Source organism: Colwellia sp. SU-HH01172, assembly GCF_057553355.1.
Genome location: NZ_BAAJMB010000009.1, coordinates 130,488 through 148,303, shown reverse-complemented (window position 1 = coordinate 148,303; position 17,816 = coordinate 130,488). Strand labels below are relative to the sequence as shown.

Genomic DNA, 17,816 nt, shown 5'->3' with positions numbered 1-17,816 from the left:
TTTTTACTTTATAAGGGCCATCTAATCAACCCTATTGAGTCGCTGACCTTGTTTAAATGCTGTTATATTGGTCGCGACCAAATTCAATAAAGCTTGCTGAGCCTGCGTGCTTGCCCAAGCTATGTGGGCGGTTATTTTTAATCTAGCTGATTGAGCCGCTAACAGGATATGATCTTTTGGTGGCGGCTCTTGCTCTAATACATCCAAAATTGCACAAGCTAATTGCCCGTTATTCAGCGCATTAAGTAAATCTTTATTGTTAATTAAGGCGCCGCGAGCAGTATTTATTAATACCGCATCGCTTTTCATTTGCTGAAATATATCAGCATTAAACAGACCTTCAGTTTCTGGAGTTTGCGGGCAGTGTAAGCTAATAACGTCAGCATGTTTCAATGCCTGATAAAATGCCACTCGGTCTGAACGTATAGATGTCGCGCTAGGTCTTTCGGCAATTAACACTTCCATCTCAAATACTTTGGCAATTTCGGCGACTTTCTTCCCAAGCGTGCCATAGCCAATAATAGCGATAGACTTGCCTGCTAGCTCAATACTGTCATGGCCATGCAGACAAAACGTTTTACTTTGCGACCATAAGCCTTGTTGGCAGTTAGCATTGTGATGCTCAATTTGGCTGTAGTGCGATAACAATTGAGCAAAGACATATTGTGCGACGGAGTTTTTTGCATAACCACTGACATTGGTTACCGCGATGTTAAGTTCCTGCGCCGCTTGAATATCAACGTTATTAATGCCGGTGGCAGTAATACAAATTAATTTTAACTGCGGCAGTTGTTGCAATGTTTCACGGTTAAGCTCGACTTTATTGCTAAGTATTACTTCTGCATTGATACAGCGAGAAATAATCTGCTCGGGAGCTGTGATTGCATGTGACGTCAACTCATCGACGGCTTGTGCTATTACTGAAAAATCGACTTGATGACTAAATGTTTGAGCATCTAATAAAACGGCTTGCATGGCGTGACTCGGCGGAAGAATATAGCGTAAGCTTATATTAAACAAAAGAAATGGTCGATGATCACAATAATCATTTTGACAAAAATAAAAATGCCTTAACGGTTTTCCCATTAAGGCATTTAGATTGCTGATAGGTCTTTATTACAATACTGTCTCAGCGCAGTGGTGTTAACCTGGGCGACCATCTTCGCGCGGTTTTAACAGCATAGGACCATAAAAAAACACAAATAGTGTAAAGGCCAGTATCCAAAAGAAACCACTGATATCAATAAACATCAGGGTTTTTTCTGGAAACCCCCAAGGACCAAAACTACGCACTAAACTTGCTATTACCATAGCAGCAAATGCTAAGGACATCAGTTTAGGTGGCTGTAGCATTCTTCCGGTATGACCTAAAGAGACTCGAGAAATCATCGCAAGAATAACACCGCCAATACCGCCGACGGTAATTAAATGCCAAACATGGTTGCTTGGAATTTCTGGTATTAAATAACTCAGGCCAAGTAATGTTAAACCAAAAGCCATGGCTTTAATAGAAAAGTGCAACGACCACAATAGCGGCACACCTAAGGTGATCCATGGGCGCCATCTTAACCAGCGAATTGCTTGAAAAATGCCAGCCAATATTAATATCACGCCAATGTAGAAATTGTTCATGCCAATAATAGGATGAAGTAGTAATAATATGGTAACGAGTGCAAGTGAACCATTGGTTAACTTATCTAGCCAAGGTAAAGGCGTTGCTTTGGTTGTTTTTGTTCCGTTTGCCGTAAACATGGGGGCAACTCGGCCAGCCATGACTGAAATAAGCAAAGTGACTAACATAACACCCGCATAGCCAGCGTATTGAGTTGATACCGTTCCAGGATAATAAATACTGGCATGCATTTCTGCATTGGCAATTGTGAAAATGGTCAGTAATGGCACAAAAAATAAATTGCGATACTGCTTAATGGCTAAGATAGGTTTGCCAAGAATATAAGCCACACAAGGCAAAAAGGCTAAGTCGATAAAAGTGGTTAGGCTTGAGCCAAGTAAGTCTGGAAATAGTAAGCCGATACGCCCAGCAAGCCACAAGAAAAACAGGCCAGCTAATACCTTACCTCGAACACCAGGAAGTCCCGTCCAGTTTTGTACGGCGGTTAGTAAAAATCCGGCAATAATGGCACAGCCAAAACCAAAAATCATTTCATGAATATGCCACCAATAACCACCACCTAATGGGTTAAAGCTGACAGTGCCTCGATACATCAGCAGCCATAAAACAATGGCGATAACACTAAAAAGTGCGCCAGCGAGAAAAAATGGCCGAAAACCCAAGCGAAATAATGGGGTAATTTGTTGTTCTTTGTTTAAGTCGGTAATTTGCATCATCTGCGTAACCTTAAGAGCTAAGTTGTGACTATCATAAATGAATAAAAAATAATTACTTTGCCGTATATCAAATAACGACAGCTTCAATGGTGAAACTAAGTCGTTGGCAGCTCTAGCTCAACGATTTGTTCAGCAATGAGTTCAATTTTAGTCGACATTAGTGATTGAGCATCATACAAGCCTCTGTTGTAATAAACAGCACCCAGCTCCTTACTAAAAAAATCGAGCAAAAAGTCGGCATCAAATTGCCCTAATTCTTGGTCTAATTCGCGCTCAAAATAGTGTTGTAATTTGTCGATAAGTAAGGTTTTTTCGGTATTGGTAAATTTAATTGCTGACATTGCCAAGTTTCCATTAAAGATAAGTCAAGGATTTTGCTTGCATGCATTATACTCTCATTAACCTTGGTAATTTAAGTGAATAGTTGTGAGTAAATCGTCTTTTAAACAATGGTGGCATACCGACTGCCAATTTTGCCGTAAATCTCGAATGATTATTTTCTGGCTGATCTTAATGTTGGTTGCAGATAGCTTATGGTTTGGTTTAATTATTCACTAAGATGTTTTGAAACTGTATAGGAGAAAAAACATGGGATATCGCTGGACAGACTCTTTAGATATAGCATTAGATTTAATTGAAGCACACCCTGATGTTGACCCAATGAAACTGCATTTTCCGGAATTAATGCAGTGGGTTTTAGCATTAGAGAACTTTGAAGATGACCCTAAACATTGCGGTGAACGCGTACTTGAAGCAATTCAGTTAGCATGGATTTCGGAAGCTGATTAGCACAAGTGTCAGGTTTGATCTTCTAACATAATGTAACTAATGCTTAGTGATTGACGCATATCACTTTTCAAACGTATTTATTTGACTATAATGTGAACATCATTATTCCTATGATGAATTCTCGCCATTCACTTAAACTATAAAGAACTGCCTCAACTATGACATTAGATAAAAATAAGCGCCCATTATATATTCCTTACGCTGGCCCAAGCCTACTCGAAACCCCGTTACTAAATAAAGGTAGTGCCTTTAGTGAAGAAGAGCGTTCTCATTTTAATCTTACCGGATTATTACCACCACGATTTGAAACCATAGATGAGCAAGTTGAACGTGCTTATATGCAATATCGTAGTTTTCAAACTAACTTAAATAAGCATATCTACTTACGCGCGATTCATGACAACAACGAAACCTTGTTTTTTAAATTAGTGCAAGCACATTTAGCGGAAATGATGCCGATTATTTACACCCCAACCGTTGGTGATGCATGTGAACAATTTTCTGATATTTATCGTAGTTCTCGCGGCCTGTTTGTTTCTTATGATCAACGTCATCAACTAGATGATATTTTACGTAATGCCACTAAAAACAAAGTAAAAGTTATTGTTGTAACCGACGGTGAGCGCATTTTAGGCTTAGGTGACCAAGGTATTGGTGGTATGGGGATCCCGATTGGTAAATTGTCGCTTTATACCGCTTGTGGTGGCATTAGTCCTGCGTATACCTTACCAGTAATGTTAGATGTTGGTACCAATAATGAAAAATTATTGAATGACCCTATGTACATGGGCTGGCGTCATCCTCGTATTGCGCAAACAGAATATGACGAATTTCTTGAGATGTTCATTTCAGCTATTAAGCGTCGCTGGCCCCATGTTTTATTGCAATTTGAAGATTTTGCTCAACCCAATGCTACGCCATTATTAAAACGCTATCGTGATGAAATTTGTTGTTTCAATGACGATATTCAAGGTACGGCTTCTGTTACTGTTGGAACTTTGCTGGCGGCTTGTCGCACCAAAGGTGACAAACTTTCCGAGCAGCGGGTTGCCTTTGTTGGTGCCGGCTCGGCCGGTTGTGGTATTGCCGAACAAATTATTTCGCAAATGGTTAGCGAGGGCATTTCTGAGCAACAAGCGCGCAGCCAAGTGTTTATGGTTGACCGCTTTGGTTTACTTACTGAAGGTATGAATGGCTTACGCGACTTTCAAGAAAAACTAGTACAAGCTAAAACTGCGGTCAATGATTGGCAAGTTGAAGGGGAATACGCGTCATTATTAGAAGTGATGAACGGTGCAAAGCCAACGATTTTGATCGGTGTTTCAGGTGTGCCAGGTTTGTTCACTGAAGAGGTCATCAAAGCGATGAAATCTCATTGTGCTAAACCGATTGTTTTTCCATTGAGTAATCCTATTCGACAAGTTGAAGCGACACCAGAGCAAGTGATTAACTGGACTGAAGGTGAGGTGGTTATTGCCACCGGAAGCCCGTTTGCACCGGTAGAATATAAAGGACAGTTATTCCCAATTGCGCAGTGTAACAATAGCTATGTTTTCCCGGGTATTGGCTTAGGCGTTGTTTCTGCCAACATTAACCGTATCACAGATGAAATGTTAATGGCGGCGAGTGATATGCTAGCGCAAGCCTCGCCATTAGCTAATACCGGTGAAGGTGAATTATTGCCACCATTGGTAGAAATTGCTGATTTAAGTAAAAAAATAGCCTTTGCTGTCGCGAAAGTGGCCTATGAGCAAGAATTAGCATTGCCGATGAGTGATGAGCAATTGCTGGCCAAAATAGAACGTAACTTTTGGACACCGGAATATCGTCAATACCGTCGTATCAGTATTTAATTCATTACAGATAATTAAGATTAAAAAGCGCTCATTTTTATGAGCGCTTTTTCATTTTGATAATTAAGTGTTGCTAATAACATTGGTAGTAACGCTGTAATGTTAATCTTAGGTAAATAGGCTAAAAATGATAACTCTAGGCATTTGGTTTTAATTCGTCTATAATCGCGCCAAAATTTATACCGTATTTTAATTCTAATTTTATTGAGAGGGCTATCATGGCTATCGAACGTACTTTTTCTATCGTAAAACCTGACGCAGTTGCTAAAAACTTAATTGGTCAAATCTACAACCGTTTTGAAACTGCTGGTTTAAAAATCGTTGCTTCTAAAATGGTTCATTTATCAAAAGAAAAAGCTGAAGGTTTCTACGCTGAACATAGCGAACGTCCTTTCTTTGGCGCTTTAGTTGAATTCATGACTTCTGGTCCGGTAATGGTTCAAGTTTTAGAAGGCGAAAACGCTGTTCTTAAAAACCGTGAAATCATGGGTGCTACTAACCCTGCTGAAGCATTAGCTGGTACTATCCGTGCTGATCTTGCTGATAGCATCGACGAAAATGCTGCTCACGGCTCTGACGCTTTAGAATCAGCGGCACGTGAAATTGCTTACTTCTTCGCTGACGAAGAAATTTGCCCACGTACTCGTTAATTTTAAACTTTACATAATGAGCGGCTAATTGAATTAGTGGCTATATGTGTTTAAAAATTAATTTGAAGGATTTTACTGATTAATCGGTAAAATCCTTTTGTCTATTTTAAGGCAATATAAAATTGAATGTTTTTATCAATAAGCATGTTGTTGAGAACATTGATTTTTGTATAAAGTAAAATCGCTAAATTGTTTGTTTTGTACGAAAAGCGTACAATTTGCCCTGTAATTTTTGTAGTTTGAGAAGCTTTTTATCATGACTGATGTAACCGAAGTTGTAATGCCAGAGAAGAAAAAAATTAATTTACTGAACCTTGACCATCAAGGCATGCGCGAATATTTTGCTTCAATTGGCGAAAAACCATTTCGTGCCGATCAAATTATGAAATGGATGTACCACTTTGGCTACGATGATTTTGAGTTGATGACCAACTTAAATAAAAAATTACGAGAAAAATTACAACGCAATACCGAAATCAAAGCTCCTGAAATTTCTGAAAAACAAGTTTCTACTGACGGTACAATTAAATACGCCTTGCGCCTTGAAGGTGGTCAAGAAGTTGAAACCGTCTGGATCCCTGAAAATGGCCGTGCAACCTTATGTGTGTCATCACAAGTAGGCTGTGCGCTGGAATGTACTTTCTGCTCAACGGCTCAGCAGGGATTTAACCGTAATTTATCTATGGCGGAAATTATCGGCCAAGTATGGCGAGTGGCCAATGATATTGGCGCAACTCGTATTGCTGGTACGCGTCCGATTACTAACATAGTGATGATGGGCATGGGTGAGCCGTTACTCAATATGAAAAATTTGATCCCTGCACTTGATACTATGTTGAATGATTTAGGTTATGGCTTATCAAAACGCCGCGTAACCGTCAGTACTTCAGGCGTGGTGCCTGCATTGGATATGCTAAAAGAAAAAGTTGATTGTGCCTTAGCCATTTCGGTACATGCGCCAAATAACCTTCTTAGAGATGAATTAGTGCCTATCAATAAGAAGTATCCATTGGAAGAATTTTTAGCGGCAGCGGGTCGTTATATCGATGGTTCAAAAGCTAATAAACAAGCGACTATTGAATATGTTATGCTTGATCATGTTAATGATAGCACTGAGCAAGCTCATGAATTAGCGCATGCGTTAAAAGATTTGCCAAGTAAAATTAACCTAATTCCATTTAACCCTTATCCGGGCTCACCATATAAGCGTTCAAGTAACTCTCGTATTGATCGTTTTGATAAAGTACTGCAAAGCTACGGTTTAACTGTGATCACCCGTCGTACTCGAGGCGATGATATTGATGCTGCCTGCGGACAATTAGCCGGTGATGTTTTGGACAGAACCAAACGTGCAGGAAAAAAAGACGTGAAAGCTGATTCAATTTCAGTAAAAATGGTTTAAATTCACCTGTAAATCATTATTAACTAAGTGACTTCTTTTTTTATTATGAATAAATTATCACCAATTTTTATCGCGTTGCTGACAACAAGTGCTTTAACGGCCTGTGTAACGCAAAACTATGGTAATGATAAAAATACGCCAATAATTGAAAACGAATCAAATAATAATGAAATTGCTATGACCCGCATATCATTAGGGTTGGGTTATTTGAAAATGGGTAATACTCAGCAAGCGAAGTTAAATTTGGAGAAAGCGAAACGCTTTTCGCCTAATTTAGTGCAAGTTTATACCGCTTTTGCTCACTATTATGAAACGGTTGATGAACCCGAGCTGACTATTGAAGCGTATGAAAAAGCATTGTCACTTAATGGCGAAGATGCCGATACACTGAATAACTATGGTGTTTTTCTATGTCGCCAAGAAAAATACGCCCAGGCCGAGCAACAAATATTAAAGGCCATCGCCATTCCGAGTTATATCTTAGTGGCGCAAAGTTATGAAAACTTGGCTTTATGTCAGTTAAGAGCGAAACAGTTTGATAAAGCACAAAGCTATCTTGATAAAGCTATTGCCCATAGCCCTAATCGAGCTAGCTCTTTGTTGCAAATGATACGGTTACAATACGCAAAAAGCGATTATAAGTTGGCGCAAAGCTATCTTCATCGCTATGAAAAATCGACACGAAGATTTACTTCCGATGCGTTAGCGTTAGCGTTTAAAATTTTTCAAAAGCAAGGTAATAAACGTACGGCAAAAAATTATGGCAACATGCTAGTAAAAATGTTTCCACAATCATTTGAAGCCAAGCAGTATATTTTAAATGAACTTTATCAAATTGATGCGGACAAACTAGCAAAGGACTATCAAGCGTCGTTAAATCTTGGTCAGGAGACTAAGAAAAAGCGTGTTGTTGTGCTCTCTCCGAAAAAGTCGTCGCCGGAAGTTAGCGGAGCATTGAGTGCTAATGGTTTAAAGCCTATTTTATCTAACTCTGTTATGCCAACGGCGAAAGAGGCTAGTAAGCAGTTAAAACCGGAGCAGGCGAAAGAGCAACTAAGTCAGCGACCAGCTAAAGCTGTTGAAATTGCTGATGAGTCAAGCAAGGGGAGTCAGGTGTCAGCTAGACAAGTTGAGGCTAAACCGCTGAGCACAACTGAAAGTACTATCTCGGTAAAAGCTGAGTTGAAAGACGAAGACGATAAACAAGCAGCCGTGGTTTCGTTACCGGTTCATATTGTGCAGAAAGGAGAAAGCTTATTTTCCATTTCTAAACAATACAATATATTTATGAAAAGCATTATCCGCTGGAATAAATTAAGCCGCCCTTATAAATTGAGGATTGGTGATGTGGTATACCTTGCAGATCCGAAATCGGCCGCGTCGCAATAAGAGTAAAAAATTAGATGAAACAAGAGAGCAACATCTTGAAAAGTGAACAAGAGGTATCAACAGAAATTGCTGATGATATAGAGGTTGTTGGTCCTGGCCGTATGCTTGCTGAAGCGCGAGAAGCTATCGGGCTTAGCCAGCAACAAGTGGCGGATAAGTTAAATTTTCGAACAACGTTAGTACAAGAGATTGAAGCTGAACAGTTTGATCTGAGTTTACCGGCCGCTTTTAACCGCGGTTATTTAAAAAATTACGCTAAGTTAGTCAATGTTGCGCATGAAGATATCCTAAATAGTTACGACCAATTAGGTGTGGCACAACGACAATGTGCTGAAATGCAAAGTTTTTCAAAAGGCACAGAAAAGCAAGCAGAGCACAATATGTTAATGTGGATCACTTATTTGATCTTAATCGCTTTAGCGACAGCAACGGTTGTCTGGTGGTATCAGGCGCCGTCGGTGCAACCAACGCCGGTATCAGTTACTAGTGCAAACAATGTCAGCCAGCAAAGCGAAGGGGTTAATCAAGTATTAGAGACGTTATCGGCCCCTGTTGCAGGCGAAAACACTGAATTAACCACATTAAATTCACAATTGAATGCTGACGTTGCTAAGCAAACAGACGCTAGCAAAAGTAATGAACCAGAAACTAGCAGCACAGATAATCAACTACTGGCCAATAATGAATTATCGCCTGTGGCAATAGCGGAAGTTAATCAAGACTCTACTATCGATACGGCGCAGTCGGCTACTGAGCAACTAGGTGTAACCCAAGAAACGAATGTTGGCACATTAGCTAACCTTGTTTTTACCTTTTCCGGTGATTGCTGGGTTAATATCTATGATGCAACTGGAGAGCGTGTGGCTTGGGGGGTAAAAAAATCAGGCTACGTTATGCGTTTTTCAGGACAAGCCCCCTTTAAAGTCACTTTAGGCAAACCTGAATTAGTGCAAATCGAATACAATAACGTCGCTGTTGATATGACAGGTTTTAATGTAGGTAATATCGCGAAGTTTTCGCTACCTCTAGAGCCATAACACGTTATTAATACCATTTTATAACCGTAAGATTATTGAAATATTATGTTTAAAGAATCTCCAATTATTCGCCGAAAATCTCGTCAAATCATGGTCGGCAATGTTCCGGTTGGTGGTGATGCACCGATCACCGTACAATCAATGACCAATACACTTACCACAGATGTAGCGGCAACCGTTGCGCAAATAAAAGCCCTTGAAGGTGTTGGCGCTGATATTGTTCGTGTCAGTGTACCGACAATGGATGCCGCAGAAGCTTTTCGCGAAATTAAACGCCAAACTAATGTTCCTTTAGTTGCAGATATTCATTTTGATTATCGAATTGCGCTTAAAGTTGCTGAGTACGGTGTTGATTGCTTACGCATTAACCCAGGTAACATTGGCCGAGAAGATAGAGTTCGCTCGGTAGTAGAATGCGCGCGTGATAACAATATTCCAATTCGTATAGGGGTGAATGGCGGCTCTTTAGAAAAAGATATTCAGGAAAAGTATACCGAACCAACACCAGAAGCCTTGTTGGAATCTGCTATGCGTCATGTTGATATTCTTGACCGCCTTAACTTTCATGAATTTAAAGTTAGCGTCAAAGCTTCAGATGTATTTTTAGCAGTGGGGGCTTATCGTTTGCTGGCGAAACAAATTGATAACCCATTACATTTAGGCATTACAGAAGCGGGTGGCTTGCGCTCCGGCTCAGTAAAGTCTTCTGTTGGTTTAGGTTTGCTACTTTCCGAAGGCATAGGTGACACATTACGCGTCTCTTTGGCTGCAGACCCTGTTGAAGAAATTAAAGTTGGTTTTGATATTTTAAAATCATTAAAGCTGCGTAGCCGTGGTATTAACTTTATTGCTTGCCCAAGTTGTTCACGCCAAGAATTTGATGTGATATCAACGGTAAACGCCTTAGAACAACGCGTTGAAGATATAATGACACCGATGGATGTCTCTATTATCGGCTGTATTGTTAATGGGCCTGGTGAAGCAACTGTGTCAGATCTTGGCTTAACTGGCAGCAGTAAGAAAAGTGGCTATTACCTTGATGGTATTCGCCAGAAAGAACGTTTTGACAATAATAATCTTGTTGACCAGCTTGAAGAGCGTATTCGCGCCAAAGCCAAGTTATTAGACGCAAGTAATAAGATTGATGTAAAAGAAGTCGATTGATAATCGTTAGTTGACTTCAGTTATGCGCTGTTATTTACGTTTGCTGGCAAACTGCCTATAATGCTGCGCGCGACGATGATAAAAACAACTAAATTGTTCTTTGCACTGGCAAATGAATAGATAATTGAACAGATAAACACAAGCGGGAAAAAATACGTGAGTAAAGCAATTCAAGCAATTAGAGGTATGAACGACTGTTTACCTGCTGAAACGGGCATTTGGCAAATGGTAGAAGCCGTATTGCGCCGAGTCGCTAGTAATTATGGTTTTGCTGAAATACGTATGCCAATTGTCGAGTCGACAGCCTTATTTAAACGCTCTATTGGTGAAGTTACCGATATTGTCGAAAAAGAAATGTACACTTTTGACGATCGTAACGGCGACAGTTTAACCTTACGCCCTGAAGGCACCGCAAGTTGTGTGCGTGCCGGTAATCAACATGGCTTACTATACAACCAAGAGCAACGCTTATGGTACATGGGACCTATGTTTCGTCATGAGCGCCCGCAGAAAGGTCGTTATCGTCAGTTTCACCAATTTGGCTTAGAAGCCTTTGGAATTGCGACACCTGATATTGACGCGGAAGTCATTTTGTTAACTTCTCGACTTTGGAGGGAACTTGGCATCAATGAATTTGTCACACTAGAGCTAAACTCGTTAGGTTCCAATGAAGAGCGTGCAGAATATCGAGACGCATTAGTGGCATTTTTAACTGAGAAAGAAGAGTTCTTAGACGAAGACAGCAAACGTCGTATGCATACTAATCCACTAAGAGTTTTGGATAGTAAAAACCCTGATGTGCAAGCGGCATTAGTAGGAGCACCTAAGTTAGCGGATTACTTTGGTGAAGAGTCAAGTGCTCATTTTACCTCGGTTTGTCAGCGTTTAGATGCTGCGGGTGTTAACTATGTTGTTAATGACCGCTTGGTACGAGGGTTAGATTATTACAACCGTACTGTATTTGAATGGGTAACAAGCAGTTTAGGTGCACAAGGAACTATTTGCGCTGGTGGACGTTATGATGGCTTAGTGGAACAGTTAGGCGGTAAGTCTACCCCTGGTTTTGGTTTTGCTTTGGGCATTGAACGTTTAGTCTTAATGCTAACCAGTTTAGAAAAAGCAAATAATGTTAGAGCGCAAGTTGATGCCTACGTTATTATGTTAGGTCAAGATGTTGAAATTAAAGCGAATGGCCTAGCTGAGCAATGGCGAGATCAGGTTACTGATATTCGCATTCAATGTCACTGCGGTGGTGGCAATATGAAAAAACAAATGAAGCGCGCAGATAAATCGGGTGCCCAAATAGCATTGATTCTTGGGGAAGATGAAATTGCTCAAAATACGGTAACGGTAAAATATTTACGCGGACAACAAGAACAACAAAGTTTGCCACTTGAGCAAGTGCCAAGCCTATTAACAAATTTACTTTAAGGGTTAGTTTTGGATATACATCAAACAGAAGAACAACAAGTAGAAGCAATCAAAGGTTTTTGGAAAGACAATGGTAACGCGATTATCGCAGGCTTAGCGATTGGTTTTGCTGGTTTTATTGGTCTTAATTATTACAATGAACATAAGCTGCAACAAGAGGTAAATACCTCTGAAGCATACCAAGTGATGCTTGATGCCGCGGCAAAAGATAGCGCGTCATTTGAAGCGGCCGGTAAAGCATTTATCGCAGAAAATAATGACTCTAGCTATACCATGTTGACGGCGATTGCTTTGGCAAAAGAAGCGGCTGAAAAACAAGACTGGCCACAAGCCGAAACGTATTTAACCACAGCGATTGAAAAGTCAGTTGATGATAGCATTAAAGCTATTGCGACTGTGCGTTTAGCACGAGTTCAGCTGCAACTTGAAAAATACGAACAAGCTTTAGCAACGATTTCTACATCCTTGCCTGCGGCATTTACGGCTAGTGTCGAAGAAGTTAAAGGTGACATCTATTTCAAACAAGATAAATCTGAACTAGCGCGCAATGCTTACCAAGCGGCAATCGATGGCGCAGGTGAAGGTACAAATCCAGCGTTACAAATGAAGCTAGACGACTTAGCGCAAGTAGTTAACCTTAGCAAATAGAGAGAGTGAGTATGTTTAACAGTTTACGCTTTAACAAAAAACTCCTCGCTATATGTGCGTTGTCGGTTGGAATTTCTGCATGTTCATCAACCGATGATGAAAATGAAGAGCTTAAAGTTGCAGAGTTAACCGAAATAACTGAGCGCTTCGAACCTGTAGTTAAATGGGACGTGAGTGTTGGTGATGGCGTAGGTGACTACTTTTCTCGTATAAAACCGACGGTTGCCTATGGCAAAGTCTTTAGTGCAAGTCGTGATGGTGACGCTTATGCGTTTGATGAAAGTACTGGCGAACGCGTTTGGGATGCCGATTTAAGCGACATTGATAATCAACGTGGCTTTTTTGATGATAAACGCTCCGCTTTACTTAGTGGTGGTCCGGTTGCTGGCATCAACAAAGTTTTTTTCGGCAGTGAAAACGGCGAAGTATTTGCCCTTGAAGCGGAAAGTGGCGCCTTGTCATGGCAAGGTAAAGTGAAAGGTGAAGTGATTGCTGCACCAGCATTAGATTCTGGCAAATTAATTGTCAATACCTCATCTGGTGTGATGAAAGCATTTAATGCCTCTAATGGCCAAGATGAATGGCAAATCGAACAAGACGTACCACCACTAACTTTGCGTGGTATTAGTGCTCCTGTTGTTTCTGGTGGTGGTGTAATTGTTGGTGCTGCCGATGGTTCATTGTCGGTTTATATACTAGAACAAGGCCGCCAAGGCTGGACGGTTGATATTGGTGAAGCGACAGGCTCAACTGAACTTGAGCGTGTTATTGATGTTGACTCAACGCCTTTGGTTTATGGCGAAAATATTTATACTGTTTCTTCTCGTGGTAATTTAAGTGCCGTCGAGCTTCGTTCAGGACGGGTATTGTGGCAACGTCAATATTCGTCTTTTCGTCAAATAGCCATCGGCGGTAATACTATTTTTGTTACTGATGTCAAAGGTCATGTTTATGCCGTTGATCGTAATAATGGTTTGGAATTGTGGAGCCAGTTATTATTGACTAACCGCGGTGTTACAGGCCCGGCAGTATTAGGTGATTATGTTGTTGTTGGTGATTTTGAAGGCTATTTACATTGGTTAGATCAAAGTACCGGTGAGATTGTGGCTCGTCATCAAGTAGACGGTAGTGGTATTTTTGCAACGCCGACGGTAGCGAATGGCGTATTGTACAGTCAGTCGCGCGACGGTGATTTAGAAGCGATCACCATTCCAGAGTAAAATATGAGTTATCCCTAAGTTAATTGTATAACTAAGGGGATGGACTAAAATTATAAACGGCTCCAGTGCAAAAGGTACTGGGGCCGTTATTTATTGGTAAAACCAAGATAATGACTTCTTGGTGAGATGAAAATTGAGGTGAGCATGCTTCCTGTAGTAGCACTTGTTGGTCGTCCGAATGTCGGCAAATCAACACTATTTAATCGATTAACGCGCAGTAGAGATGCGTTAGTAGCTGATTACCCTGGCTTAACCCGTGATCGTCAATATGGTAAAGCGGAAGTTGAAGAACATCCGTTTATTGTTATTGACACTGGCGGTATCGAAGGTGATGAAAAGGGCATAGATGCGCTGATGGCTGAGCAGTCATTGATTGCCATTGATGAGGCAGATGCTGTGCTATTTATGGTTGACGCGCGCGCCGGTTTAACCTCTGCCGATCAAGGCATTGCCACTCACTTACGTAAGCAAGATAAAAAAGTATTTTTAGTTGCCAATAAAGTCGACGGCATTGATGCGGACTCTGCGGTAGCTGATTTTTATTCGCTTGGCTTAGGTGATGCAGTACATCAAATTGCCGCAGCACATGGTCGCGGTGTTACGCAACTGTTAACCTTAGCACTGACACCTCATATTGAAGAACTTGGTCAGCCGAAAGCGGACGAAAATGACGAGTTTGACGGCGATTACGAACAAGAGCTTGATAATGATGCAATAGATGAAGCAAATATTGCCCAAGCGCCAGAAGAAACCGACACTATTAAATTAGCGATTATTGGTAAGCCTAATGTTGGTAAGTCAACATTAACTAACCGAATTTTAGGTGAAGATAGAGTTGTAGTTTACGATATGCCTGGCACAACTCGTGATAGTGTTTATATTCCAATGGAACACAATGGCAGGCCATATACTTTGATTGATACGGCTGGTATTCGTCGCCGTAAAAATGTCACCGATGTGGTGGAAAAGTTTTCTGTTATTAAAACCCTACGCGCTATTGAAGATGCCAATGTGTGTTTACTAGTGATTGATGCCCAAGAAGGGATTAGTGATCAAGATTTAAGCCTATTAGGTTTTATTTTGGAAGCAGGGCGTTCGTTAGTACTAGCGGTTAATAAATGGGATGGCTTAGATGATCATGTTAAAGATCGTATTAAATCAGAGTTGGATCGTCGTTTAGGCTTTATTGATTTTGCCCGTATTCATTTTATTTCGGCACTACATGGCACGGGTGTTGGTCATTTGTATGAATCGGTTGAAGAGGCATTTGTTTCTGCGACTAAGCGTATTTCTACCTCTATGGTCACTAAAATATTAGATATGGCGGTATTTGATCACCAGCCACCTATGCACCAAGGGCGTCGTATTAAATTAAAATATGCTCATGCTGGTGGCTATAACCCGCCAATTGTTGTTATACACGGTAACTTGGCGAAAAACTTACCGCTATCGTATAAACGTTATTTAATGAATTATTATCGTAAGTCATTAAAAATTATGGGCACACCGATAAGAATTGAATTTAGAGAAACCTCTAATCCATTTGCTGGTAAGAAGAAGCTAACTTATACCGAGCAGAAGAAGTTAGCGCGAGCAACGCAAGGTTATAAAAAAGATTAATTCTTGCAATTACGCATTTACTTAAGGCCGGTAGTGATATCGGCCTTTTTATTTATAAGACTTTTACGGTTGAGAATATTGCTTTTAAGGCATGTTTTCGCTAATGTAAAAATGCTATTTTAAATAAGCACCTAGGTAGTTTTACCGTTAGTTTGTCAGGGATGTTATGTCAGATAATGCAATAAAGTTGGATACTGTTAGTCGGCTTAGTCGTAACTTGGCTTTGCTAAACCCTGGGGCGATCGTAACGCTTGATATGTCGACGCCAGCAGGTCAACGTGGCAAGTTCAGGTCAACTTTTATTGGCTATTCACCCAAAAATTATGTCTTAGTGCAATACCCAGACGGTTCTAAGTTGGGCAACTTCTCGCAATATATTACGCAAGGCATGGGAGTTACCGTTCGAGGACTGATTGAAGGGCATGAAGGGGCTGTGGTTGCATTTGTTTCAAATGTTAAGCAAACCATTCAAATCCCATCAAGGATCATTGTTTTAGAGTTTCCTCGTGAAGTTAGCTTGCAAAACCTACGTTCATCAATGCGGATTGAGACTTATATCAAGACAAAAATAAAAGTTAAAGATGAATATTGGTCGTCGGTTATTTCTGATATTTCAGTCACAGGTTGTCAACTTATGGTTAATAATGGCGAGCAGTTAACTTTGGCAGAAGACAAGCCACTTGAAATAATCATTGAAGACTTTCAAGGCTTGAAAAATATTAAACTGGAAGCTGAAATATGTAATAACAAACTTCATGCTGACGGTGTTTCTCTTGGCGTAAAGTTTGGTGACTCTAGTAAAATTGAAGTGACAAAGCTTTTACAACAGGCTGTTATCTCAACAAGCTAAATATTCGTCGCTTAAGTTTGGCGTTTTTGTTAGCTACGGCTACTAGAAGCTAGCTTTAGATAGTAAAAACCAGCCCGCGCCTTGCTTGGTTATTTAAAAAACTGCTTATTAAAAAAAACGGCTTATTGTAAAACTAAAACAGCCAATTCCCACATCGCTAATAATACTTAGCGAAATGCTTATTCTTCAGTGTCATTAGCCTAGTTACCTAAGCGTATCTGGCTGATTTGGCAATGCTCTATGGTCAAGTGAATATTTATTGATCTACCTCATCATTATGCCGAGTAACACCTAGATGAAACTATATTGATCTTCTAAGTTTTAATTATTAATTAAGCTGCTCGCAAGGAGATCACATGAAAAGTTTATCTATTGCTATTCTGATAATTGTTGTCGCATTTGTAATGGGCTGTGAACAAGGGGTTGATTCACCAAGAGGTTTTAGTCTGCCTGAAGGAAATATTGAAAATGGCAAACTGATTTTTCTGAAATACCAATGCTTGTCTTGCCATCAATTACCTGATGTTGAGCCACCAGCTGAGCTTGTTAAAAATCCAGAAATCTCGGTTAAATTAGGTGGAAAGCTAACTCAGGTTAAAACATATGCTGACTTATTAACGTCAGTGATTAATCCGTCCCATAAGCTTGCTAGGGGTTATCGCCTAGATACCATTCAAAAAAATGGTGAGTCTAAAATGCGTAATTATAACGATGTAATGACAGTGACTGAATTAGTCGATTTAGTCACCTTCCTGCAAAGCAATTATGAGCTAGTGCCGTATCAAAAATCTAACTACCAATACTACCGCCAGTAAAATGCATTAATTGTCATTGCTAGGAAGGAAGCTGAGGTTATTGAATTAGGAGAAATGTTATGAAAAAGCCTTTATATCTTGTTGCTGTTGATGGTAGCGAGTGGGGTGAACGAGCGGCTGAACGAGCAATAAGGCTTGCTGAACAAGTCGGTGGGCGAGTTACCTTACTGACGGTAATGGATTGGTCACATTTACAGTCAATGATGCTAGATGGTCCGGCAGTCAATACGCCGCCATTTAACAAGGAAGAAGAAGAGCAGAGTACGTACAAGCGAGTGTTGAATTCATTAATGGAAAAGTATGCTGAAATCGATGTTGAGATATCGGCGGAACTTTTATGGGGAGATCCGGTTGAGGTGATACTTGAACAAGTGAAAGTGGTCCAAGCGAATATGTTATTTGTCGGTAGGCAAGGAAGATCTCGACTTATAGATTTATTACTTGGCAGTGTTGCTAATAAACTTGCTCACCGAGTTGGTATTCCAATTGTATTAGTGCCTTAAAGTCAGTGCGGCAAAAATTATTAGGCTTTTAAAAGTGACAAAGCATAACTTAGCATGGCTTAATTATGGCTAACGAAAAGTACCTAATATAATTAG

Annotated in this window: 17 protein-coding genes; 14 read left to right on the top strand and 3 right to left on the bottom strand. The window is 40.3% G+C overall.

Annotated features, from left to right (window positions below; genetic code table 11):
• Positions 1-21 precede the first annotated feature (21 nt).
• The 3 genes from AC27JP_RS19135 to AC27JP_RS19125 form a co-directional block, all read right to left on the bottom strand.
• The gene (locus AC27JP_RS19135; protein ID WP_487117531.1) at positions 22-975 is read right to left on the bottom strand and encodes a D-2-hydroxyacid dehydrogenase; all 954 of its coding nucleotides are present in this window, start codon (positions 973-975) and stop codon (positions 22-24) included.
• Between the two features lie 168 nt (positions 976-1,143).
• Entirely contained in the window at positions 1,144-2,349 is a 1,206-nt protein-coding gene (locus AC27JP_RS19130) for an NnrS family protein (RefSeq protein WP_487117530.1), read from the bottom strand.
• A 95-nt stretch (positions 2,350-2,444) separates the two neighbouring features.
• The gene (locus AC27JP_RS19125) at positions 2,445-2,690 is read right to left on the bottom strand and encodes a DUF2164 domain-containing protein (protein ID WP_487117529.1); all 246 of its coding nucleotides are present in this window, start codon (positions 2,688-2,690) and stop codon (positions 2,445-2,447) included.
• A gap of 247 nt (positions 2,691-2,937) precedes the next feature.
• Between AC27JP_RS19125 and iscX the strand changes: the two genes are divergently transcribed.
• From iscX to AC27JP_RS19055, 14 genes are all read left to right on the top strand, one after another.
• On the top strand, positions 2,938-3,138 hold the full coding sequence (gene iscX / locus AC27JP_RS19120) for a Fe-S cluster assembly protein IscX (RefSeq protein ID WP_487117528.1): 201 nt from the start codon (positions 2,938-2,940) through the stop codon (positions 3,136-3,138).
• Positions 3,139-3,296: 158 nt separating this feature from the next.
• A complete protein-coding gene (locus AC27JP_RS19115; protein ID WP_487117527.1) occupies positions 3,297-4,991 on the top strand; it encodes an NAD-dependent malic enzyme in 1,695 nt (564 codons plus the stop codon).
• Positions 4,992-5,209: 218 nt separating this feature from the next.
• Positions 5,210-5,641, top strand: coding sequence for a nucleoside-diphosphate kinase (ndk, locus tag AC27JP_RS19110; protein ID WP_487117526.1), 432 nt, complete (start codon positions 5,210-5,212; stop codon positions 5,639-5,641).
• A gap of 256 nt (positions 5,642-5,897) precedes the next feature.
• A complete protein-coding gene (gene rlmN, locus AC27JP_RS19105; RefSeq protein ID WP_487117525.1) occupies positions 5,898-7,043 on the top strand; it encodes a dual-specificity RNA methyltransferase RlmN in 1,146 nt (381 codons plus the stop codon).
• A gap of 45 nt (positions 7,044-7,088) precedes the next feature.
• Entirely contained in the window at positions 7,089-8,432 is a 1,344-nt protein-coding gene (gene pilW / locus AC27JP_RS19100) for a type IV pilus biogenesis/stability protein PilW (RefSeq protein ID WP_487117524.1), read from the top strand.
• A 14-nt stretch (positions 8,433-8,446) separates the two neighbouring features.
• A complete protein-coding gene (locus tag AC27JP_RS19095) occupies positions 8,447-9,469 on the top strand; it encodes a RodZ domain-containing protein (RefSeq protein ID WP_487117523.1) in 1,023 nt (340 codons plus the stop codon).
• Positions 9,470-9,514: 45 nt separating this feature from the next.
• Positions 9,515-10,633, top strand: coding sequence for a flavodoxin-dependent (E)-4-hydroxy-3-methylbut-2-enyl-diphosphate synthase (gene ispG / locus AC27JP_RS19090; protein WP_487117522.1), 1,119 nt, complete (start codon positions 9,515-9,517; stop codon positions 10,631-10,633).
• Positions 10,634-10,789: 156 nt separating this feature from the next.
• On the top strand, positions 10,790-12,064 hold the full coding sequence (gene hisS, locus AC27JP_RS19085) for a histidine--tRNA ligase (RefSeq protein WP_487117521.1): 1,275 nt from the start codon (positions 10,790-10,792) through the stop codon (positions 12,062-12,064).
• A 9-nt stretch (positions 12,065-12,073) separates the two neighbouring features.
• A complete protein-coding gene (locus tag AC27JP_RS19080; RefSeq protein WP_487117520.1) occupies positions 12,074-12,712 on the top strand; it encodes a YfgM family protein in 639 nt (212 codons plus the stop codon).
• 11 nt (positions 12,713-12,723) lie between these two features.
• Entirely contained in the window at positions 12,724-13,932 is a 1,209-nt protein-coding gene (bamB, locus tag AC27JP_RS19075; RefSeq protein WP_487117519.1) for an outer membrane protein assembly factor BamB, read from the top strand.
• Positions 13,933-14,076: 144 nt separating this feature from the next.
• Positions 14,077-15,552, top strand: coding sequence for a ribosome biogenesis GTPase Der (gene der, locus AC27JP_RS19070; protein ID WP_487117518.1), 1,476 nt, complete (start codon positions 14,077-14,079; stop codon positions 15,550-15,552).
• A 166-nt stretch (positions 15,553-15,718) separates the two neighbouring features.
• On the top strand, positions 15,719-16,402 hold the full coding sequence (locus tag AC27JP_RS19065) for a flagellar brake domain-containing protein (RefSeq protein ID WP_487117517.1): 684 nt from the start codon (positions 15,719-15,721) through the stop codon (positions 16,400-16,402).
• Positions 16,403-16,758: 356 nt separating this feature from the next.
• Positions 16,759-17,217 (top strand): cytochrome C, encoded by a 459-nt coding sequence (locus tag AC27JP_RS19060; RefSeq protein ID WP_487117516.1) that lies wholly within the window; start codon positions 16,759-16,761, stop codon positions 17,215-17,217.
• Positions 17,218-17,276: 59 nt separating this feature from the next.
• Positions 17,277-17,720 (top strand): universal stress protein, encoded by a 444-nt coding sequence (locus AC27JP_RS19055; protein ID WP_487117515.1) that lies wholly within the window; start codon positions 17,277-17,279, stop codon positions 17,718-17,720.
• Positions 17,721-17,816: the final 96 nt, after the last annotated feature.